General features: G+C 61.6%; 19 protein-coding genes and 1 pseudogene. 1 reads left to right on the top strand and 19 read right to left on the bottom strand.

Features of this window, described 5'->3' with window-relative positions; translation table 11 throughout:
- Positions 1-28: 28 nt before the first annotated feature.
- From EU811_RS22680 to EU811_RS22640, 9 genes are all read right to left on the bottom strand, one after another.
- The gene (locus tag EU811_RS22680; protein WP_142940515.1) at positions 29-1354 is read right to left on the bottom strand and encodes an NAD(P)/FAD-dependent oxidoreductase; all 1326 of its coding nucleotides are present in this window, start codon (positions 1352-1354) and stop codon (positions 29-31) included.
- A gap of 2 nt (positions 1355-1356) precedes the next feature.
- Positions 1357-1677 (bottom strand): 2Fe-2S iron-sulfur cluster-binding protein, encoded by a 321-nt coding sequence (locus EU811_RS22675; protein ID WP_142940514.1) that lies wholly within the window; start codon positions 1675-1677, stop codon positions 1357-1359.
- A gap of 48 nt (positions 1678-1725) precedes the next feature.
- Positions 1726-2499, bottom strand: a complete 774-nt coding sequence (locus EU811_RS22670) for an SDR family NAD(P)-dependent oxidoreductase (protein WP_142940513.1) — start codon at positions 2497-2499, stop codon at positions 1726-1728.
- Positions 2492-4381 carry a PEP-utilizing enzyme gene (locus EU811_RS22665; RefSeq protein ID WP_142940512.1) on the bottom strand — a complete coding sequence of 630 codons (1890 nt, stop codon included), beginning with the start codon at positions 4379-4381 and terminating at the stop codon, positions 2492-2494. The genes EU811_RS22670 and EU811_RS22665 overlap by 8 nt, the downstream gene beginning before the upstream one ends.
- 65 nt (positions 4382-4446) lie before the next feature.
- Complete coding sequence (locus EU811_RS22660) at positions 4447-5583, bottom strand: PEP/pyruvate-binding domain-containing protein (RefSeq protein WP_142940511.1); 1137 nt, start codon at positions 5581-5583, stop codon at positions 4447-4449.
- A gap of 4 nt (positions 5584-5587) precedes the next feature.
- Positions 5588-6865, bottom strand: coding sequence for a cytochrome P450 (locus tag EU811_RS22655; RefSeq protein ID WP_142940510.1), 1278 nt, complete (start codon positions 6863-6865; stop codon positions 5588-5590).
- Between the two features lie 161 nt (positions 6866-7026).
- Positions 7027-7821 (bottom strand): IclR family transcriptional regulator, encoded by a 795-nt coding sequence (locus EU811_RS22650; RefSeq protein WP_142940509.1) that lies wholly within the window; start codon positions 7819-7821, stop codon positions 7027-7029.
- 87 nt (positions 7822-7908) lie between these two features.
- The gene (locus tag EU811_RS22645; RefSeq protein ID WP_238703537.1) at positions 7909-8586 is read right to left on the bottom strand and encodes an HD domain-containing protein; all 678 of its coding nucleotides are present in this window, start codon (positions 8584-8586) and stop codon (positions 7909-7911) included.
- A gap of 181 nt (positions 8587-8767) precedes the next feature.
- Positions 8768-10501, bottom strand: a complete 1734-nt coding sequence (locus EU811_RS22640) for an FAD-dependent oxidoreductase (RefSeq protein ID WP_142940507.1) — start codon at positions 10499-10501, stop codon at positions 8768-8770.
- Between the two features lie 489 nt (positions 10502-10990).
- Here EU811_RS22640 and EU811_RS22635 point away from each other — a divergent pair, with 489 nt between their 5' ends.
- A complete protein-coding gene (locus EU811_RS22635; RefSeq protein ID WP_160147693.1) occupies positions 10991-12598 on the top strand; it encodes a sigma-54-dependent Fis family transcriptional regulator in 1608 nt (535 codons plus the stop codon).
- 728 nt (positions 12599-13326) lie between these two features.
- Here the strand turns inward: EU811_RS22635 and istB are convergent.
- The 10 genes and pseudogenes from istB to EU811_RS22590 form a co-directional block, all read right to left on the bottom strand.
- Positions 13327-14085: an IS21-like element helper ATPase IstB gene (istB, locus tag EU811_RS22630; RefSeq protein ID WP_142940505.1), complete on the bottom strand. Its 759-nt coding sequence runs from the start codon at positions 14083-14085 to the stop codon at positions 13327-13329.
- On the bottom strand, positions 14082-15317 hold the full coding sequence (gene istA, locus EU811_RS22625) for an IS21 family transposase (RefSeq protein WP_142940504.1): 1236 nt from the start codon (positions 15315-15317) through the stop codon (positions 14082-14084). Before istA ends, istB begins: the two co-directional genes overlap by 4 nt.
- A 62-nt stretch (positions 15318-15379) precedes the next feature.
- Positions 15380-15652 (bottom strand): hypothetical protein, encoded by a 273-nt coding sequence (locus EU811_RS22620; RefSeq protein ID WP_142940503.1) that lies wholly within the window; start codon positions 15650-15652, stop codon positions 15380-15382.
- Positions 15653-15789: 137 nt separating this feature from the next.
- Positions 15790-16082: pseudogene (locus tag EU811_RS24490) on the bottom strand (aldo/keto reductase).
- Positions 16048-16173, bottom strand: coding sequence for a hypothetical protein (locus EU811_RS24635; protein WP_274595852.1), 126 nt, complete (start codon positions 16171-16173; stop codon positions 16048-16050). Before EU811_RS24635 ends, EU811_RS24490 begins: the two are co-directional and overlap by 35 nt.
- A 349-nt stretch (positions 16174-16522) precedes the next feature.
- On the bottom strand, positions 16523-17713 hold the full coding sequence (locus EU811_RS22610; RefSeq protein ID WP_142940502.1) for a 4-hydroxybenzoate 3-monooxygenase: 1191 nt from the start codon (positions 17711-17713) through the stop codon (positions 16523-16525).
- Positions 17714-17826: 113 nt separating this feature from the next.
- A complete protein-coding gene (locus EU811_RS22605) occupies positions 17827-18354 on the bottom strand; it encodes an IclR family transcriptional regulator domain-containing protein (RefSeq protein WP_446698078.1) in 528 nt (175 codons plus the stop codon).
- Between the two features lie 864 nt (positions 18355-19218).
- Entirely contained in the window at positions 19219-19632 is a 414-nt protein-coding gene (locus EU811_RS22600; protein ID WP_238703536.1) for a hypothetical protein, read from the bottom strand.
- Positions 19633-20052: 420 nt separating this feature from the next.
- The gene (locus tag EU811_RS22595; protein ID WP_142940500.1) at positions 20053-20985 is read right to left on the bottom strand and encodes an alpha/beta hydrolase; all 933 of its coding nucleotides are present in this window, start codon (positions 20983-20985) and stop codon (positions 20053-20055) included.
- Positions 20986-21057: 72 nt separating this feature from the next.
- Complete coding sequence (locus tag EU811_RS22590) at positions 21058-21384, bottom strand: hypothetical protein (protein ID WP_202979344.1); 327 nt, start codon at positions 21382-21384, stop codon at positions 21058-21060.
- Positions 21385-21459 lie beyond the last annotated feature (75 nt).

Raw genomic sequence — 21459 nt, 5'->3', positions numbered from 1 at the left:
GTTCCTTTGGGTGCGGACGGCCGGGTGGCTAGCTGTCCGTGCTGATCGTCTTGAGGGGTGTGGCCAGGTCAGCGGCCGCGTCGGCAGGGATGTTCTGACCCTTGGCGAGGGCGTTCTTGACGGCCATGAAGTCCAGTGGCGCGTTGACGCAGTCCGCGGCGATGATCAGGCCCCGGCGGTAGTAAAGGACGGTGAACTTTCCGCGCTCCGGATCGCGCCGGATCACGGTCTGGTCATAGCCGTTGCAGAGACCGGCGATCTGGAGTTTGAGGTCGGCCTGATTGGACCAGAACCACGGGATCCCGGCGTACTCCTCGTGCCTGCCCATGATTGAGTAGGCGGCCACCTTGGCGTGCTCGATGGCGTTGTTGACGCTTTCCAGCCGAATCCGCTCCCCCGGCGCGGAGCCGGGCACCGGGTTGGGCATGTTTGCGCAGTCGCCGATTGCTACCGTGGTGCCGTCCGAGGCCAGCGCGAAGCGGTCCACCACGATCCCATTGTCCAGGGTCAGCCCGAGCTGTTCGGCCAGCTGGGTGTTGGGAATCACGCCGATACCCACCAGCACAATCTGCGCGGGCAGCACCGTGCCGTCCTGGAGTTCAACGCCGGAAACTGCAGTGCCGCCTTCGTTCGCGGTGAGGCCTTTGGCGCTCGTGTTGAGCCGGATATCCAAGCCGCGGGAGCGATGCGCGTCCAAGAAGTAGTCGGCGGTTTCCTCGCCCACGGCGCGGCCTACCAGCCGTGGCCCGAATTCCAAGACGGTGACGTTCTTGCCCATCTTCTGCAGGCTGGACGCTGCTTCGAGGCCGATGAACCCGCCGCCTATCACCACGACGTCCTTCGCGTTCCCTACCCGTGCCTTGAGCGCCAGCGCGTCGTCAGCGTTGCGGAGGTACAGCACGCCGTCGAGGTCCCCGCCATCGATCTCCAGTTTGCGGGCCCGGGCACCTACTGTGAGGGCAAGCCGCTTGAATGGAAACTGTTTGCCGGAAGATGCGTGAGCGACGCCGGAGCCGTCGCCTTCCTTGTCGATCCGGACGATGTATTCGCCCTTGACCAGGGCCACGTTGTGTTCGGCCCAGTACTCGTTGGAGCGGAAGATCAGCGATTCACTGTCCACGGTGCCCTGCAGGAACTCTTTAGACAAAGCTGGACGCTGGTAGGGGCGGTGGTCTTCATCGCCGAGCAGAGTGATGTGCTCATCGAAGCCGAGCGCCCGCAATGAGACGGCGAGCTGGACGCCAGACTGGCTGGCACCGATGATCAGGAGACCGGTGCGGGTGGGCGTGCCTGTTTCGACACCGGGGGCGCCTGTTGCCCCGGGCGCCGGCTGCGCGGCAGTGTGCGTTCCCATGACTACACCTGGGTTTCCGGGGTGGTGACGAATAGTTCGACCTCGTCGGTCAGGCGCAGCTGGCAGGATAACCGCGAGTTGTCCTCGCGGTCCACGGCCGTGCCGTAGAGCATCTCATCCTCCATGTCCTCCATCGGGGGAAGCCTCGAAAGGCAGTCCTCGCGGACGAAGACGTGGCAGGTGGCGCAGGACAGCGAGCCTCCGCATTCGGCCACGATTCCGGGAACGCCATTGCGCACCGCGGTTTCCATGACAGAGTCGCCCGGATTGCCTTGGACGTCGCGGACAACACCTTCGGCGTCGGTGAAATGAACCGTTGGCATTTGGTCCTCCTTAGGGTTAAGAATCGGATGATGGCATCCAACGGGGCGTCAGATGAACTGTCGGCCGCCGTCGACCACCATGGTCTGGCCGGTGTAGTAGGAACTGTCCGGTCCGGCCAGGAACAGCGCCGCGCCGACGATGTCCTCTGGCTGGCTGGCCCGCTTGATGGCGCCGCGGTCCACACCGTAGTTCTCGGCGTTCTCCATGAGGCCGTAACTCGCCTCGGTGAGGGTGAAGCCGGGGGCGATCGCGTTGACCGTGATCCCCCGCCGGCCCAGTTCCTTGGCCATCACCCGAGTCAGGGCCACCACACCGCCTTTGGAGGCGACGTAATGGAGCCACTGCTCGGAGCCACTGAAGATCGTGGCGCTGGAGAGGTTGATGACCCGCCCGCCGTCGGGCAGGTACGGGCTGGCAGCGCGTGTCACGAGCCACGGGCCCTTGAGGTTTACGTTCATTACCAGGTCCCACTCGACCGGGTCGATGTCCTCGAACGGGCTGCGTGTCACCCCCGCGTACACCGCGGCGTTGTTAAGGACGACGTCGATGCTCCCGTTCCCGAAGTCCGCGCAGCTTCTCGCGAGGTCCTCCGTAGAGTCCACACTAGTGACGTCGGCGGAGAACGCTGCCGCTTTGGCGCCGGCCTCGCGGACGAGCTTCGCCGTCTGCTCGGCACCTTCAAGGTTGATGTCGGCCACCGCCACCCGGTAGCCGCGGCCGGCGAAGCCGAGCGCAAACGCCCGGCCCAGCCCGCCGGCGGCACCGGTGATCAGGACGGTACGGGCCAGCTGGCCCGTACCCTCGAATTGCGGATCAGACATGGCTGTGGCTGTGGCTGTCGGCACTGTGACTGTGGGCGCCGGGGCCGGTCACCAGCAGCTCGGCTTCATCATCGAGGATCTGGACGGTGCCTTTGGTTCCGTCCACGCGCAGCCGCTGTCCGGTCTTGATGGTGGTGGAGGCTGAACCGGTTCCGGTTACGGCCGGGAGCCCGTATTCGCGGCAGACGATGGCAGCATGGCTCATCATGCCGCCGATATCAGTGACCGTGGCCTTGATCTTGCCGAAGATCGGTCCCCAGGACGGCGCCGTCACAGTGGCGACCAGGATTTCGCCCTGCTGCACCTCGGAGAGCTGGTCCGCGTCGGTGATGACGCGGGCCAAGCCTTCGACGACGCCCGGTGAGGCGGCCATGCCGCGCAGTCCGCCGCCTTCTACCGCTTCGCCGGCACCCAACCACTGTTGGACCTGCTCGGTGGTGATGCCCCACAGCATCCGAGTGAACGGTTCGGTGATGACTTCCGGCGGGGTGTTCAGCGCCGGGGCGGGCCGGGCGGTCTTGAGCGCGTCCACGATGCCGCGGCGGCGTTCGACCTCTTCTGGCCAGTAGTCCGGGCCGATCGGTTTGGCGCCGACGCCCCAACCGGTGACCAGGTCAAAGAGCGCGTCACGTACCTCGTTGCGGCCCAGGTACAGCAGGTCATCCGGCTCGCTCCAGAAGCCCTCGGCCTGCATCATGCGGGACAGTTCACGGATCTTGCGCCAGAAGACGCCCATGGTCCAGTGCTCGATGTAAAAGTTGTGGTTCTCTACGTAGGGGTAGGCGGTGGCGGCCAGCCCGCGCTTCGCATCGAACAGGGCCAAGTTGTCGCCTTCCAGCAGCTCCCGGTATTCCTCGACGATACGTTCCTTTTCCGCAATGAGTTCCTCGGTGGGGCGCATGATTTCCTGGCCCTCGTCGACCCGGCGGATGTAGTCGGCGATGTAGCCGAGCGGGATTTCCTGGTGCTCATTCCAGTACTTGTCGTGACCGTAGAAGCCGTTGCCCACGGTGAAGTTGAACCACGGGTCCTTAGCGGTCTCGTACCGGGTGATCCAGCGGTCTCCGCCTTCGGCGGCGGCGATGGCGGCCAGTGTGGCATCGACGTCGTCCGTGTGGCCGAACTGGGACTGGAGCCCGAGTTCCACGGCGAGCTTGGCAAGCTGCTTGAGCTCGTCGTCCGGGCGGAAGAGTTCCATGTCCACGCCCTGCACCATGGTGGCGATCGACTGGTCCGGAATGTTGGGAAAGACCTGCTTGCAGAAGTTGAAAAAGTCCAGGTAGGCGATGTAGCCGAGGTTCAGGAACTCGAAGTGGGACTGCCAGTTCTGGTACGCGAGCTGGATGAGGCGGTCGTAGCTCTCCAGCAGCTTCTCTGAACCGTCCTTGCCCTTGCCGGAGGTGATGTCCTCCATCGGCACCATGTCCGGGAGCTTGGGGAAGGAGATGGTTTCCATCTCATCGATGGTGTCCTTGACCTTGACGTGCCACTGCTTAAGGAGCTGCTCCCAGTTCTGGAAGTAGTGGCCCACGCGCTGTTCGAACAGGGGCACGCGGGCGGCGATCTGGTCCTCCGGGACCGGGATGGGTGACATGTAGAGGTAACCGTGGTGGATGCGGAATTCGATGCCGTTGGCGTTGGGGATCATCAGGTGCCGGGCGTTGTACTGGCCCAAGCACTTGACCGCGAACTCGCCACCGATCGTCTCAAACGGCTTGAACACGGTGGGCCAGTGCTGGCTGTCGCAGAACCAGAACTTGGCATCCTCCTGTTCCTTGAGCTTGTCCTGGAAGACAAGGTAATACGGGTAGATTTTTTCCCATCCTTCGGCGCCGGCGGGAACCACAAGCTCGGAGGGTTTGGGGAAGGACTTCAGGGACATGGCGGTCCTTTCAAAAGGGCTCGGCGGTGAGCCTTGGTGTGTGGAGTCTTGCTGGTGTTCTTGGCTTAGACAGAGGGCTTGAGCAGGGAGGCGGTGATGCTTCCGAGGCTGAACCCGCCGGTAGTCGGAGCGGGGCTGGAGGGCGCCGGGGTAGAGATTCCGCCGAAGTAGCCGCCGGTGGTGGCCGCCGGCTGCGGCTGCGCGGCAGGCTTGGAGGAGTGCACGGTTTCGGGGCGGGACTGCAGCAGGAGCAGGTTTTCGCCATCGGGCAGGTCGGTGTCGAGTGCCCATTCAATGTCCTGCGGGCACTTGTAGTGCTTTTCTGCGCGCTTGGCCATCTGCGCGACGGCGGTGAGTTCGGCGTCGGTGAGGCTGCGGCGGGCGCGGCGTTCGGCGTCGACCTCCCGCTCCACCAGGCGGCCGGCACCGGCGTCGGGGACGAGTTCGGCGTGCTTATCTCCGATGTGTTCGGAGATAACAGTCAGCGTGACCTTGTCCAGCATGATGTTGTCCGGGGTGACTTGGCCGGAGACCACCATTTCGCCGACCCCGTAGGAGGAATCGATGGTGATCTTGGAACGGTCGCCGTTGGCGGGGTCCATGGTGATGGCGACGCCGGCAACCCTGGCGTTGACCATCTTTTGCACCACCACGGCCATGGAGAGGCCCTCATTGGGGATGTGGTTCTTGAGCCGGTAGATGATGGCGCGGGAGGTGAAGAGCGAGGCCCAGCACTGACGGATGTGCTCGGTGACGGCCTTGACTCCGTCAAGCCAGAGGTAGGTGTCCTGTTGGCCGGCGAAGGAGGCGTCCGGGAGGTCCTCCGCGGTCGCGCTGGAGCGGACGGCCACCGGGACCGGTGCTTCGAAGCGGGACATCAGAGCCTCGTAGGCGCCTATGGTGAGTTCGCGCATCGCCTGCGGAACCGGGCGGGAGCAGATGTCCTCGCGGATGGCGGTGGAGACCTTGTCCACCTGGCCCATGTCCTCGGGGTCCAGATCGGCGAGGAGTTGGTGGATGTGCCGGGTGATGCCGGCTTCCTCCATAAAGGTGTCGAACTGGGCTGTGGTGACCACGAAGCCGGGCGGGACGGGCATGTCGGCGGAGGTCATGGTGACCAGGGAGGCGCCCTTGCCGCCGAGGTTTTCAAGCTTCGGCTCGATGCCGCCGTCGAAGAATTGGATGAATTCGTTGCTTTGCATGTTGTTAGGCCTTCCAGCTAACAGGCACGGTCTCGGGAACACGAAAGGAGAGGTTTTCCCGGAAGGCGATGCCGTCCGGATCCTCGAGCTGCAGCTCCGGGGCGAGTCGGGCCACTTCCTCGAGCACGATTTTGGCCTGGAGTTTGGCGAGCATGTTGCCCAGGCAGTAGTGGATGCCGAACCCGAACGAGAGATGCTCGCGGGCGTTGGGCCGGTTGATGTCGAAGTCCTCGCCGGCTTCGAACTTGGCCTCGTCGCGGTTCGCGGAACCCATCAGGAGCAGCAGCTGGGCTCCTTCAGGGATTTTGACCCCGTCCACCACGGTGTCCCTGAGGGCCTTGCGGCGCCAGCCGACGATCGAGCCGGCGTAGCGCAGGACCTCGTCGAGGGCGGCCGGGATCTTCTTGGGATCCGCCACCAGCTGCCGCCACTGCTCCGGGCGGGCGAGGAGTTCGCGCAGGGCGTTGGAGATCAGGGTGGTGGTGGTTTCGTGGCCAGCGAAGAGCAGGCTGTAAAGCACCGAGGCGATCTCGTGGTCGGAGATCTCCGCGCCGTTCTGCTGCGACGTCACGAGGTCCGCGGTGAGGTTGTCGCCGCCTTCCTCGTGGGCCACTCTTACCAGGCGGAGGCATTCCTGCCAGTACTCCACGAGGTTGTGGGCGTGCGGGACCTGTTCCTCGTCGCTGAGGTCGCCCCAGGTCATGGCGGCACGGGAATCGCTCCAGCGTTTGAACGTGTCGACCTGGGAAACGTCGGCGCCGATCAGGGTCAGGATGGTGATGGTGGGCACGTCGTAGGCAAGATCCCTCACCATGTCGCCGCGGTGATCCGGCCGGGAGAGCATGTTTTCGAGCAGCTCAACAACGTTCTGCCGGATGAAGGGTTCCAGTGCCTTGTAGCGGCGGGGCGTGAACGCCTTCTGGACCACGGCGCGGATCCGGGTGTGCTCCGGCGGGCGGCGGGCCGACAAGCCTGAGTAGGCGGTGAAACCGCCGTCTTCCATGATCTTCCTCGCGGCGGCGCCGCGTTCGCGGACCGGTGCCTGGGCGTTTTCGCTGGAGAACGTCTCCCAGTCCTCAAAGACCGACTTGATGTCGTCATAGCGGGAGACGACGTAAAGGCCGACCCGTTCATCGAACATGACGGGTTGCTCGGTCCGGAGTTCGGCGTACGCGGTGAAGGGATCCTTCATCTGGAACGGCTCGTAGCCGTGGTGCCCTGCGGGTGCCTCGGCGCCGTGTCCAAAGGGACAACGGCCGGCCGTTTCCGTCGACGATGACATTCAAACTCCTTGGGTTTCGCTACCTCCGGCAGCGCCACTGCATGCCGGGGTTCTTACTCCCCAGTGTGGGCCAGTTCACGCAAAAATGGCAGCGAGGACTTCCACTCAGCGGAAGCCAATAAATCCCGGGCCAAGAGTTCTCCAAGTTGTGGGAGATCGTCTCAGCTCTTTCCTTGAATATGGCCGCCCAACAATGTTTCCAGAGGGATGCGGGCGGTGGCGCGCTCAATCTGGGCGGCAATGCCCTTCAGCACCGCAAGGTGCCGGGTCATCGTGGCCGCCTGCGAGGTGGGCAGCACCAAACCGAGGCCAGCGCCGACCTTTCCCGAGTGAATGATCGGGACGGCAATCGAGCAGGAGCCCAGCCGGACTTCCTCCAGAGTCATGGCATACCCCTGCTCGTGGATCTGGACGATTTCATCAGCCAGTCGCCGCGGATCCACATGGGTGTGGGCAGTGTGCCGCTCCAACTGCCGGTTCAAGTAGGCGTCACGGACCCAGTCCTCCTCGAAAGCGAGAATGACCTTCCCCACTGCGGTCGCGTGCATCGGCAGCCTCCCGCCCACGCGGGAGGCCCGTGGAACGCGCTTGGAGCCATAGACCCGGTCGATATAGAGCACCTCCTGGCCGGCCCGAACGGCAAGGTGGGCCGTCTCACCAGTGAGGGAGAAAAGGTCCTGGACGTAGGGGCGGGCCGCGTCACGGAGTTGCCGCCCGGTGTTCTGGGCGAGCTCCCACAGCCGGATACCCAGCTGGTAGCGGCCGTTGGGGTCACGCGAGAGGAAACCCCAATCGGTGAGCTCGTTGACCAGCCGGTGGGCCGTGCTTAGGGGAAGGCCAGAACCTTGCGCGATGTCTGTCAGGCTCAGGGACCCCCGCGATTTTTCGAATGCTTCCAGGATGGCCAGAACCCTTGACGTAGCGGTGCGTCCAGGTTCCCGGCTGCCGCCAGCCATCGAGGCCTCCTTGTCTGGGAGTTTAGTCGGCGTCGGCCGGCGGTCGTACCTCTGGCCATCCGATGTCGGGTCTTGTTCGAGTCCAATCTAATCTGCTCGCATAAGATCACGCCGTTGCGGCCATAGCGTGACCGATTCGAGAGCGGAGAGTGCACGGGCTATGACTTTCGCTTCGTTGGTGAAGAGGTGGTCAAGTACGCGCTGGCTGCACAAGCGCAGGGTCGCAGCTCTATCCAAGCCGAACCAGTCCATGACTGTGTCAATACCGTGGGGGCTCAGCCGCCACGTCTTGTCGGAGTCCTTAACTATTGCATCTTCAATGGACAGCGCAGCATTTCGGCTGTCATGCCCGTCGATTATCAAGAGAATATCGGGGATCTTGTCAGTGCTATACCCGACTTCGGCCAAGACACGGGCGGCCAGGCGGGCGCCTTCCTTTTCATGTAGAAGAACCAGATCAGGCCTTCCTCCTCCGGGTGCGATCGCATGCAAAACCAATTCTGGTGGAACCTGCGACCAGCCAACGTCGTGCAACATGATGGCCGGAAGAACTACAGCAGCGTCTGCTTCGGGGTAGAAGCCCAGCAATGCCTGGGCAATTCCAACCGCGTAAAGCGTGTGGGCGTCGTTGTCCCGAATCTGCAGAAAGGGGGCTGCAAGTTCCCAGATTGCTGCAAGCTGCGGGTCCAGCGCGACGACCCCTTCTGGGTTCTCGTCGATGCTGGCGGAGACATTCTGCCCGTAGTAGTTAGCGGTGGGTTTCATTTTTGTCATGCAATCCACAATGGCCGATAAGCCGCCCTTGGCAATAGCAGTCTTCCACTGGCTGGAATATTCGTGAAATCATGCTCAGCCAGGAGGATGGAAACGAAGTGGCAGCGCAGAATGGCTGCCCCTGACGGGAGACAGCCATTCAAACGCTTGGTCCGCTATCGGTTGAGCTGGATCAGGATGATGTTGTAATTTCCGTCTGTGACGTGACACCTGCGCTAAGTTCGGGTGCGGCTGCAGCGTGCTTGCCAGCCAGATACCCAAAAGTAAAGGCGGGTCCAATTGTTCCACCGCCTGCCCAATAGGCCTTGCCCGAAGGAGAGGCAACGCAGTTACCGGCTCCGTAGAGACCTGGGATCGGCTCCCCTGCCTGATCCAGGATCTGGCCGTGGACGTTGGTCATCGGTCCCCCCTTCGTGTCCAGTGTGGCCGGGGCAATAATGGTGGCGTAGAAGGGACCATCGGAGTCGAACGGGAACATAAGCGGATTCTTGTCGTTTTCCGGTCTCGTGGGACCGTTGAAAGAGTTGAAGTAGTGCTCGATTGGCCCATCACCGCGGTGGAAGTCTTCATCGATCCCCGTGCGGGCGTGGCCGTTGAACCGTTCGATCGTGTTCTCAAGGGTGGAAGAAAACTCGCTGTCGAGCTGAAAGTCACCTACATGTTCTCGAAGTTCGAGAAGCTTCTCGGCAATAGCTTCCTTGAGTCCGGCAATCGTCGGGGAACTGACGATGTGGCTCCGGCTCTCTCCCGGAGGAGATATCGGATTTCCCAACGCCGTGCCCCTGTAACGGTCGTCGGACGCCTGGTCCCAGATCATGAACAGGAATAGGTTTGAATATTCCGCCTTGTACCCATCCCATGTCTGAAAAGCTTGCATCGCTTCGTGGTACTGGAGTTTCTCGTTAACTACGCGTTTCCCGTACTTATTGACAAAAACCATAGAATCACCGGGAGGGGCAAACATACACATGACATTGGGATCGTCTTTATCTCCCCAGAGTGCTCGTTCGAGCGGCATTGGGGCGCCCCACGGGTAGTTCATGTTTCGCAGTGGGGCACCCAGATCCGACGCAATCTCGATCAGATCGCCCTGACTTGCTTCTACAGCGCAGCTCCCGAAAACGGGTCCGAAAAGGAAGTTTCTGCGGAGTTCTGGGTTGTGGGCAAAGCCGCCGGTACTGAAGATCACGGCCTTGCGTGACCTGTAGGCCTCCGTGGAACCGTCGGGTAGGACAGCGATGACCCCGACCACCTCATCGCGTTCGTTGATGACCAATTGCCGGACTCGCCGGTTGAGCTTGGTCTCCACGCCGGCCTTTTCAGCTGCACGATTCAGTCCCGCGACCAGGACCTCCCCGAACCCTACGTTGCCGTCGTCATCCCTGGGCTGGAGAACGCGCCCGTAGGGTGTCTTGTTTTCAGGGAGGTTGGCGTAGTAGTCGGGAATTTCCTTCGCATGGTAGGCAGTAATAGCTCCCAGCTGCTCCAGAGATTCGGCCGCGTCAGACGCATTGTCGTAGAAGGCTTCAATCAGTTCATACTCCCATTTCGGAAGGCCAAACCGTTCAGCGTCCTCACGATACATCTGGGGCCGGGACAGCCGTGCCATGTAACGGATCGCGTCTTCCTTATTGTCCACCAACCCCTCGCTCCGCAGGTGCTTATTGTTTGGCATCCAGTACCAGGCAGCGGACTTGTTCGTGGTTCCTCCCACGAAATTGGCCGCCTCCAACATGATCACGTCGGCCCCGTCGGCGCGGGCGTGCAGGGCCGCCGAATGCCCCGCCGAGCCGGCGCCCACGACGACGACGTCCGCGGTTGTGTCAAACACCACTTGGCTGGACCTCACGAAGCTCCGAATTGGCCGGGACGTTTCGTGCAGGTCCTCTGAACCGTTTTCCTTCATCTTTAGTCTCCTTTGACCATGGCGAGCTCTCCCAAGTGCACTCCCCGAAGGGCACACAGTGGGTGTCAATGATGAGGTCCATCTTGGCAAAAGTTTCAAGGCCTGCTCGTGTCAAGATGGGACACTCTGCCTCTAGGCAAGAAACCAATTTCCACTGAGCGGAAGCAGCGCGTGGACAATTGACTTCCGTGGTCGTGCAATGAGTAATCGGCCTAGAAGGAGCACTCAGTTACGTCTCCTTGGGTAGACAGGGGCGGCAGCAGTGACGTCTCCGAGCTACACAGGGTGTGAGCACATGCGGAAGGTAGTTGATTTTCGTGAATAAGAGTCTGTGACGTGACCCACTTGCATACTGACAGCCTCGCCAGTGCCCGAGAGGATTTCCTAGGGGGAAGTCTCGGAGTGAATAGAGTCCGTCAGGAAATACTGTCCTCCTGGATGCGGAGTAAGGCCTGCTCTGTTCCGGCCGACTCGAGCCTGCCACAGTTAGTGGCTGAACCTGAGGTCGACGATCGCCTCTTGACGGCAGCCAATACGGTCATTTCAGCTGTGGCCGAGAGCCTCGGCGATCTCGGCATTGCTTTTATCCTTACAGATTCGCGTGCTTGTGTCATGAGACGTTGGACCGCGGGCACGGGGCTTGTGAATAGGCTAGACACAGTCAACGCCCATCCTGGGCACCTGTACGCGGAGGAAGCCATCGGCACCAATGCCGTCGGAACTGCGATTGAAACCGGCATGCTGGCCCGGGTCGACGGCTCGGAGCATTATTCATCAGCATTCTTGACCTTCACGTGTGTGGGCGTACCCATTCGGGATCCAATCAGCCGACGGTTACGGGGCATTTTGGACGTCACTGCGGCCGCTGACCACAACAATCGACTTATCACGGTAGTAGCTCAGCAGGCAGCATCTGCCATCGAGCAGGTGATGGCGGAGTCTGGCTCTGTTGTCGAGCGGGCATTATTGGCCGAATTTATGAGGGCAAGGCGACGGACGGCTGGTGTGGCAGTGGTCAGCGACCGGATCCTCATTAGTGATCCGCATGCGGCTCGGATTCTCGAAGGGACCAACCAACCCCAGCTCTGGGAGTATGCCGCCGGTATTCTTCAGTCCGAAGATGGGACACGAGAGGTGACAGGGTGGGGAAACGGGCCGATATCGGTCACGGCCGCGCCGGTCCGGCTTGGTTCGGATGCAATTGGGGCGGTCTTGCAAGTGCGGGACAAACCTGTGCAATCGAGCGCTGCGGCTAACGGTGCATCGCAACCACGCGCTGCCAAGCTACCTCCTGAGCTCATCGGCACGAACGCTGCTTTTGCCGAATCTTGTCACCTCGCTCGCCGGGAATTCGGAAGATCGGTTTTAGTCATAGCCGGTGAAACCGGGACGGGGAAAAGCTGGCTAGCCCAAGTCCTCCACAACGATCGACAATCAGAGGCATTGCACATCCATGACGCACTGTCAGCAGTCGCAGATGGATACCCAGCTTGGTTGGAGGAGCTGCGAGGTGTCGCCGCTGATGGTCAGGATGCCACTATTGTGGTGGAAAATATCGACCTGCTGCCCGGAGCAGTCGGCCGAGCAGCAGCGGGGATATTACTCGATGCCCAACATCGCGGCATGGCTTGCTTAGCCACTAAAGATGTGCTCGGAACGACCGCTCAGACCTTCTTTGCTGGCAACGAAGTCAGCGAAATACGGCTTCCCGCCCTTCGAGACCGGACCGATGACATCCCGAAATTGGCTGCTTCATTTGCCACACCCAGAAAGTTATCGTCTACTGTTATCCAAATCCTGCTTCGACTCCCTTGGGAAGGGAATATCCGCCAGCTCCAGGAGGTGGTGAAGGGCATGGTCTCAAGTGGCCTGGGACCTTCGATTGAAGTATCGGATCTGCCGCCCGAATTATCTCGGACCGCGCTGCGCCGGAATTTGAGTCGTTTTCAACGAGGCGAGACCTACATCATCCTCGACGCCCTCCGGGAGACCGGAGGGAGCAAGCAGGAAGCGGCCGCTCTTCTGGGGATATCCAGATCGACTCTGTATAGGAAATTGCAGGCCGCTGGACTCGAGCTCGACAAGACCGCATACTGATGGCCCGCAATCGGCCAGGGAAGGCCACAAGCCTTAGGCCATAGGACGCCCTCTGGAATCTCTTTGCTGAAGCCGGGAACGTGATCTCTCGGCCCAGGGTCTCCCCGGATCGGCCGGGATGCTGCACTGCCCCCTGAAAGCGAACTTTGTTGAACCGGGACCGTTGCGGCTACGTTCTCGGCCGGAACGTTGAGCGTGAAGGTCGGAGCCTTGGTGCGCCCGGTTCCACGTCCTGCTGGCGTTGCTGTATCTGCTCGCTGGCTGTCAAAGGGGCCAGCGGTCCGTAACTTTGTCGGCGTCCAGCCCTGTCGTTCCAGTCCGACGATGTGGCGAGCACTGCGCTTGTGAGCCCTGCTTCCGGCACGATCTTTGATAGCAACAGCCATCCCGCTGGCAAGCGACAGTTGAGTTTGCCGGCCATGGAAATGCGCCGGTGGCGGAACCGTATAGCGTCCCCAGAAGCGTACGGCGTCGGATGGTGGGGGATGGCGGCCAGCTGAAGCCGGGAGATTAGGCTGGAGGCCGGAGCAGCGATATGTGCTTAGGCGTGATTGCGGCAGCGGCCAAGAACGGCATTTTGCCCAGCCCGGTGTAGTTGAATTCAATTGATGCGATCATGGTGCTCTCGTAGCCACTTTCGTTGAGATAGCGACGACATCCATCATGTTAACGCCAACCGAAAATAGGGCCAGTTTTGCCGACTGAAAACAGGGCCACGGGTTGCTGTTCTATTGTGCCTGAAGCTGGGTTCTTGTCTTGTTCCGGAGCCGGTAGCTGCTGCCGGTGAGGTTCAGGACTTCTGCGTGGTGAACGATCCGGTCGATCATCGCCGAGGCCACTGTCGCGTCGCTGAAGACCTCGCCCCACCTGCTGAAGGCGAGGTTGCTGGTAAGCACCAGGGAAGCGTGTTCATAGCGGGATGAGACCAGCTGGAAGAAGAGGTTGGCCGAGTCTTGGTCGAAGGGGATGTAGCCGACTTCGTCAACGATGAGCAGCTTGAAACGGCGCAGCTTGGCCAGTTCTTGGGGCAGGCGACCGCGGTCGTGGGCTTCGGCCAGTCTCGATACCCACCCGGTCGCTGTGTCGAACAGGACGCGGTGCCCGGCGCGTGCGGCCCGGATCCCGATCCCGACGGCCAGATGGGTCTTGCCGGTGCCGGGCGGGCCGAGCAGGACCACGTTCTTGGCTTCCTCCAGGAAGAACCCTGTGCCTAGATGCGCGACGAGGTTCCGGTCCGCGGCAGGCTGGTGGTCGAAGTTGAACTCCTCCAGCAGCTTGTGTCCGGGGAACCTCGCGGCCCTGATCCGCAGGGCGGCCCCGGAGGCCTCTCGTTCGGCAACCTCTCGGGAGAGGACAGCGGCGAGGTATTCCTCGTGGGACCAGCCGGCCTCCCGTGCCCGGTCCCCGAGGGATCGGTAGCCGTCGGCGATCCGCGGGGCGCGCAGTGCGCGGGCGTAGTATTCGATGTCCTTCGCTGCCCCGTTCACCGTCCTGCCCCGGAGAGCTCGCGGGCATCGTCGGGGATGGCGACGCCGAACAGTTCGTCATAGATCGACAGGTCCCGTTCCTCCACAATCGTGGACCGTCCGGCCTTGACGCTGCGGTGGATCCGTCGGAGGGAGGCGGCTTTGTCCACGTGCGCGGGGTCGGTGAAGATCTGGTGCCTGGCCCACCGCCGCTCGTGGCTGGCGAGCAGCCGGCTATCGGCGCTCACGGTCACCTTTTCCAGGTCTGCTTCGACGTCCACGATCCGCCCGATCGCGCCTGGGTCCACGGAATAGTCGTTGGAGAAGACCCGCACGTAGTAGTCCCGTGGCAGCCGAACGCTGCTGCGGAAGGCGAACGCGGGCGCCACTGGAGTCAACGGTCGCATCGCGTCCCGGTCCCGGATGAAGAGATCGGCCGGGCGGCCGTGTCGGGTCCGGGAGTAGCGGGCGTTCGCCCGCGGCAACCAGTCCGCGAGCTGGTCGTTGAAATCCAGCGGGGACGCGAACGTCCGGCCGGGCATGAAGCGCTGGCGGAAGTAGCGGTTCATCCGCTCCACGATGCCCTTGGATTCCGGATCCCGTGGCGGCAACTGCCGGATCTCGCAGCCCAGCACTCCGGCGAATGCCGCCGCCGGCTCGGTCAGCCGGCCCTGGCCGATTCCTGATTCGTTGTCCCAGACCAGCTGCTTGGGCACTGCACCGGCCTCCTGCAGCAGCGACCACATTCCGCCCAGCAGATCAAAGGTCGTGCGGGTCGGCAGCATCCTGGCCTGGATGTATCCGGAGAACGCGCTCGTCATCACCAACACCGGAGGCTTGCCCTCCTGCCCGTGCCCCAGAGGCAGCGGCTCATGGGGAAACCATAAATCGCACTGCATCGCCTGGCCCGGTTCATGAACCAGCCGGTCCACCGGATCCGCCGGCATATATTCGGGCCGGAGTCCACGGACCTTGTCCCGGAACAAGGATGCAGAGCCCGTCCAGCCGACGCGTTCGGCCAGTACCGAGGCCGGCATCGTCGGCGTCTGAACCAACAAGGCCCGCACCTGTGGCGCGTAAGCATCGAAGCTCGATCCGGCCGGCTTCCGCTCATACTTCGGCGGCCGCTCCGCCTCTAACGCCCGGTCCACCGTCCCCCAGGAAACTCCGAGCTGTTTAGCCAGCTCCCTCTTGGAGATTTTCTCCGTCGCGTATCGGTGGCGTATCTGCGCCCAAACATCCAATGTGATCATCTTCCATAATGGTCAGTGGCCTCATTTTCAGTTGGCGTTTTTGGCCCTATTTTCGGTTGGCGTCAACACATCATCTCAATTTGCCGACGTTTGACGTGCTGAGCGGTACCGGAAAGGTACTGCTTGGCCGTCTCGGCAGTATGGGATGCAAACTGCTCGAGAATCTCTTCGTGCGCCCAGTTCTGCAGGCCCATGCTTTCTGCGGCCCAGAGGCTGTCGGTGATGACGCTGGCCATTCCTTTGGCCACCGCCACTTCGGAGAGATGTTCCAAGTGCAGCCCGGAAGGTGGGAGGAGTTCAAGGAGCTTCATGGCGCCCGCCCCGGCGATGTTCATGACGATCCCTGCGCGACAGTGTGACGTGATGATCACTCACTGGCTGTGTGACGCTCTCCAGAGCCGAGATTTGTTCCGCGGTGAGCTGACGTCGGTCCCAAGTAGATCTTCCTCAAGGTTCTTTTCCAGTACACCATTCATGAAGCGTGGTGAGTCAAGCGCCAGTCGTCCTGGTCGAGCTGCTTAAGGGAAAGGATTTTTCCGCTGAGAAGGCCACGGCCTAGAGGTGAGTAAGGTACAAGACCGGTTCCAGGCTCCTTCAGCAGCTCCAAGATTCCGTCGTCACCATCACGTCTCCACAGTGAATATTCCGGCTGCAGGCGGTCACCGGATAGACAGCATTCGCCCGTCGAATAGTGTCAGGGCCAGCTTCAGAGAGGCCGATGTGCCGGATTTTACCCTCGGTAATGAGTTCGGTCAGTGTTCCCATGACATCTTCGATGGGGACCGTCTTGTCGAACGCGGTGCTGGTAGTAGAGGTCGATGTAATCAGTGTCGAGGCGAGCCAGGGAGCCCTCCACCGCGGCGCGGATGCTTCGCGCTGAGCTGTCCAAGGTTCTCACATTACCCACGTGTGAGATGGCGGCGGCCCTTCAGGGCTTTCCCGAGAAGCGCTTCATTCTTGAACGGTCCGTAGAGCTCCGCGCTGTCAAGGTGGGTAACGCCCCAGATCCAAAGCACGGTGGATAGTGCGGATGGATTCTTTGTCGGCCTGCTGATGACCCCTGTAAAGATGGGACATTCCCATGCAGCCGGGCCGATGGCAGAGACGGTAAGCCCACGAAGCTTGATGTATTGTACAGAACTACTTCCGGTCAGTTCGGTTCAGGTGGATAGCTGCATAGATAATGCGCGGGGTTTGTGCCCGTCCTACTGCGTGCCGGGCCAGCCGGTGTAGGCCTCGGCGAGGTAGGCCATGCCGTGCCGGGATGAGACCACAGAGTTGAGTTCGCCCAGCTGGCGGGCGCGGGAGAAGTCATCGGCATCGGCGGGGGTGTGCAGCATGGCGGTCATCCAGTACGAGAACTGCTGCGCCTTCCACACCCGCTCCAGCGCACGGTCGCTGTAGGACTCCAGCAGGCGGCCGGAGCCGGAGTTGTAATGGCTGTCGAGTCCCTCGAAGAGGACTTTCACGTCATGGATCGCCAAGTTCAGGCCTTTGGCGCCAGTGGGCGGCACGGTGTGGGCGGCGTCCCCGGCCAGGAACAGGTTGCCGTGGCGCATGGGGGTGTGGACGAAGCTGCGGAACGGCAGGACCATCTTTTCGATGACCGGCCCCTCGTTGAGCTCGAAGCCGTTGCCGTTGACCCGGCTGCGAAACTCGGCCCAGATCCTGTCATCGTCCCACTCGGCCACGTTCTCCTTGGGATCACACTGGAAGTACATCCGCTGGACGGTCTCGGTGCGCTGGCTGATCAGGGCAAAGCCGTTGGCAGAGTTGGCGTAGATCAGCTCGTCGGAACTGCGGGGGGCTTCGGCCAGGATGCCGAACCAGGCAAAGGGGTATTCGTGGAAGTACCACTTGCGGTGCGCTTCCGGGATCTGAAACCGGCAGTGGCTGCGGGAGCCGTCAGCACCCACCACGAAGTCCGCCTGGATCTCATGCTCCACACCCTCGGCGTCAGTGAACCAGACCTTTGGCTTGCCCTCAAGATCATGGACCGAAGTGTCCGTGACGCTGTAGCGGACGTCGCCGCCGTCGGCCTTCCTGCGGGCGGCGAGGTCCAGGAACACGTCCGTCTGCGGGTACAGCCACACGGACTCCCCCACCAGTTCCTTAAAGTCGACGCGGTGGCTCTCGCCGTTGAAGCGCAGTTCGATGCCGTCGTGCCGGTCGCCGTCGCGCAGCACCCGGTCCGAGACGCCGCTGTGCACCAGGAGGTTGACGGTTCCGTGTTCCAGGATGCCGGCGCGGACGGTTTCGGAGATGTCCTTGTGGCTTCGAACTTCGATGACAGTCGATTCGATGCCCGATTCTGCCAGCAGGTGGGAGAGCATCAGCCCGGCGGGTCCGGCTCCCATGATGGCCACCTGGGTGCTGATGACTTTGCGTGCTGCCATGACTGATTCTCGCTTCATTGCGGGCCTTGGGGCCTGATGGATGGTCTGCTTTATAGTGTGGAGCGCCAGAGCCGGACGGCGGTATATTCATTCCGTTGAATGGCACCGGGTTCTTAGGAGTGCGGAAGCTGACTGCCGATGCCCCGGGCTGCCGTCTGGAGGGCCGGGACCAACGCTTGAAGGCGCAGTTCGCCCAACGGGACCACGACGCCGAGCGCGGGCACTGCCCGCTGCCTGCCGTTAACGACCGGCCGGTACAGCGATGCCCCAGGTGTTGGTGTCCACAACGTCCTCAAGCTGAGCGAGCCCTGTCGGGCGGTTTCCGCCAGCAGGGCCCGTACGGCGTCGGTGGCTGCGAGGGAAGAAGGATCAGAGAACTGATCCAGGTAGTTGCCTTGAACTGTTTTGTCCTGGTAGGCCATCAAGGCCAGCCCAGCGGACAAAATGTGCACAGGCATCCTGCCCGCCACTTTGGCCGTGTTCCTCACAGAACCGCGTCGTGAGAGCCGTTCCACAAAGAGTGCCTCCCAGCCGTCCAAGACGGCGAGATTTACATTCTGGTTCAGGACCTGCTGGATGTCCTCCATGAACGGTATGGCGGCCTGACGCAATGCCAGTGTGGGCGACGTGCGGTTAACCAATTCCCATAGCCGCAGTCCGAGCCGTACGTTACCACCTGGACCTGCTTCGAGCAGGCCGTGTCGAGTGAGTTGCCCGACGAGGCGATGGGCGGTAGTTAGCGGCAGCTCAGCGCGGTGGGCGAGCTCGGACAGCTGGAGACTGACAACACCCTCGGGAATGCGGACACAAGGCGGACTACGCGGTCCACCACAGAATCGCCGGACTCTGAGTTAGCCACGCCATTTCCACTTCCGCTCAATGGTTGAACCCCAGCCTTCTCTTGTCCCGCGGGAAGTTAGGGTGACGCGTTGACTCTCTAAGAAGCCCCCGCGTCGCGGCGTAGTTTCCGACCGTTTTGCCGGAGTCAGGCGTCGTCGCTTTGGAGGCCCCGGGGTGCCCGTCAACGCAGGGGCTGTCGTGCCCCATCGTTGCACAGGTTAGGGTGATGTAGGCCAAGATCGGTGTGGTCGTTGTTTGCGCAGTCCGGGGATGAGGTGATCGATTCGAAGTAGACGAAGGGGTTGTGCCGCGTCGGTACTGGTCTCCGGCGACGGCTAATTATGATCATCCCTGGCGCCGAGTTCCGGGTGCTCGCACAGCATAGTCATGTCCTCCATGTAGCCCTTCCACGGTTTGCCTGCGGAGCTGGGCTGCCCGGCAAACGTGGGCGCCGAAACAGGGTAGACACAGCAGACCGAGCTTCCCTGGATTTCCGAGGAAGCCGGTCTAGCCTGGCTCTAGGCTCGTTGCGGCTCGGCCGTGGCGATCCTGTCGCTGGGAAGAAAGCCCGCATCCACTCAGGTGGTTGCGGGCTTTCCGCTTTCACTCCAACGCCATGGGCAGCCGCCTGCGCGTATCCAGCAAGACCCCTTTTACGGAGCCCGCTATCGGGTGTTTCCGGACCTGGCCTTGCGGTCCAGCACGAGAGCGACGGCGATGCCGAACATCCAGACGTCCTTTGCCAGCGCCGTTCCCTGCTGGCTGGGGCGGATGCCATCCGCCTCCGTCATGCCGGGAGTCCTCCGATACATGGTCAACAGGGACCCGGAGAAGATCCCGAGTCCGACTCCGACCAGGCGGCTCGGAAGGAACGGTGCCAGCAGGGACGCCCCCAGAGCCATTTCCGAATAGCTAAGCACCTTGCCGAACGTTTGGGGTTCAAGCCGGGTGACGGGCGGAATGACCCTTGCCGCCATCGCCTGGAGCCAGGCTGCACTGTCCTTATCCAGGTGGCGCTTGCCGTGTCCGGCATTCAGGATGAACGCCCCGGTCGTCAGGCGAAGAGGGATATGGCTCATTCCCCTCATGTTCGATACCTTCCTAACACTTGGTTTCTCCCCACATCCGAGCCTAGTTTCACTACCCCCGCGCCACCAGACCCACTGCCGGCCACGCGCAGTCAGTTGCTTCCGGCCGCGCATGCGAATTTATACGACTCCTACAAACGTTCCGAACCCGGCCCACATCCCGGGAAGTCGAACGCCCCCGCATGCCCCCTCGAAAAATAGCGACGCCCCAATTTTTCGTTCCAGAATCATCTTCTTTCAGGCATCCCGTGCCGAGCGTGCAGGATACCGCGGCGGCTCAGACTGATTGGATCCTGGATCGCGGCACGGGCCGCTAAGTAATACCGGAAGATAGATCTGCGGCTGCAACAACGGTTAAGAGACGTCGCCGTGAGTTCTTGGGCGGCCGAAAGTCAGCGGTTCAGCTGGTCCTTAGTCCGCTAACCGTTTGGCGAGGAACTGCACAATTGATTGGTGCATGTCGTCGCTTCGCTGCAACACTCCGGACATCCAATACGCGCCATGGATTAGGCCGTCGAATCGGAGCGCCTCGGTCTCCACACCTGCTTCGGTCAACTGCTTGGCATATGCCTCTGCTTCATCACGAGCGACTTCATATTCTGTAGTGAGTACAAGGGCGGGTGGCAGGCCAGCCAAGGACGGGGTTTTCGACGGAACAGCATGCGGGTCTTCGGCATCCTGAGGGGAGGAAAGATACTTATCCCAGAACGAGTCAAGGCCAGCCGCGGTCAGGAGATAGCCCTCCTTGAATTCAGCTCTGGAGGGAAGATCCGCCGCCGGATCGATCACTGGGTAAACAAGTACCTGCGCTCGAAGCTGGGGCCCTCCTTCGTCTCTGGCCCGAATCGCCGTCACAGTAGCAAGATTTCCTCCAGCGCTGTCGCCCATGACAGCAAGGCGGCCGGCATCTCCACCATACTGCTCGATATTTTCTTGCACCCACCGCAACGCTGCGAGAGCGTCATCTGTCGCTGCCGGGAACCTGTTTTCGGGCGCCAATCGGTAGCTGGCCGCGACCACGATGGCGCTTGTATCGTTGGCCAGTGAGCGGTTCGGTTCCTCCACAACCTCAAGGTCGCCTGCGATAAAGCCACCCCCGTGGAAATAGAGGATAACCGGCAGCGGCCCAGCGGCCTCGGGAATGTAGATACGCAGCGCTTGGTGGCCACCTTCAACGGGATACAGGGCATCCACGACCTTCCCGACCCCTTGGCGAGGCTTCTGAAGCGTCGTGAAAGACGCAATGACGCCTCGCGATTCGTCTACGCTCAGTTGCTCAAAGGATTTCAGTCCTTGTTGGTCCATAGTGTCCAACAGGGCCTGGACGTCTGCATCTACGGGCATGTTCTTCTCCTCTATTCGTTAATTAGTTCCACAGGTCTCATGTGGTGCAAAACGGAACCGTGGCTTGGCGTCTTAAGGCAATTCGATTTTGATGCGATCCGATTTGTTCTCAAGCATGAATCCCTCATAGCCGGCGGCGGCTTTGTCCGCGCACATTTGTCGGTATGCAGGCGCGCCTCCGAGATAGACCAAGCAGACACGAGGCTTTCCTGGGACGTTCGCCCCCATGTACCAGGAGTCCGTCCCCGGCATTAGAGTGGCTTGAGCAACCTCATTCGAGTGTTTGACCCATTCGTTTTCGGCCTCCTCCGTTGCCTCGATGACCTCCAGCCCGTTGTCCAAGACGTGCTGGATTGCGTCAGTAGCAAAATCGACATGATCCTCAATGGCGAGCGGCATGTTGTATAGAACCGATGGGCTCTGCGGTCCTGTAATTAGAAACAAGTTAGGAAAGCCGTGAGTCGTAATACCGGG

Origin of the sequence: Arthrobacter sp. TS-15 (assembly GCF_006964045.1) — a bacterium.
Taxonomy (GTDB): domain Bacteria; phylum Actinomycetota; class Actinomycetes; order Actinomycetales; family Micrococcaceae; genus Arthrobacter.
This window is presented reverse-complemented; position numbering and strand designations above follow the sequence as displayed.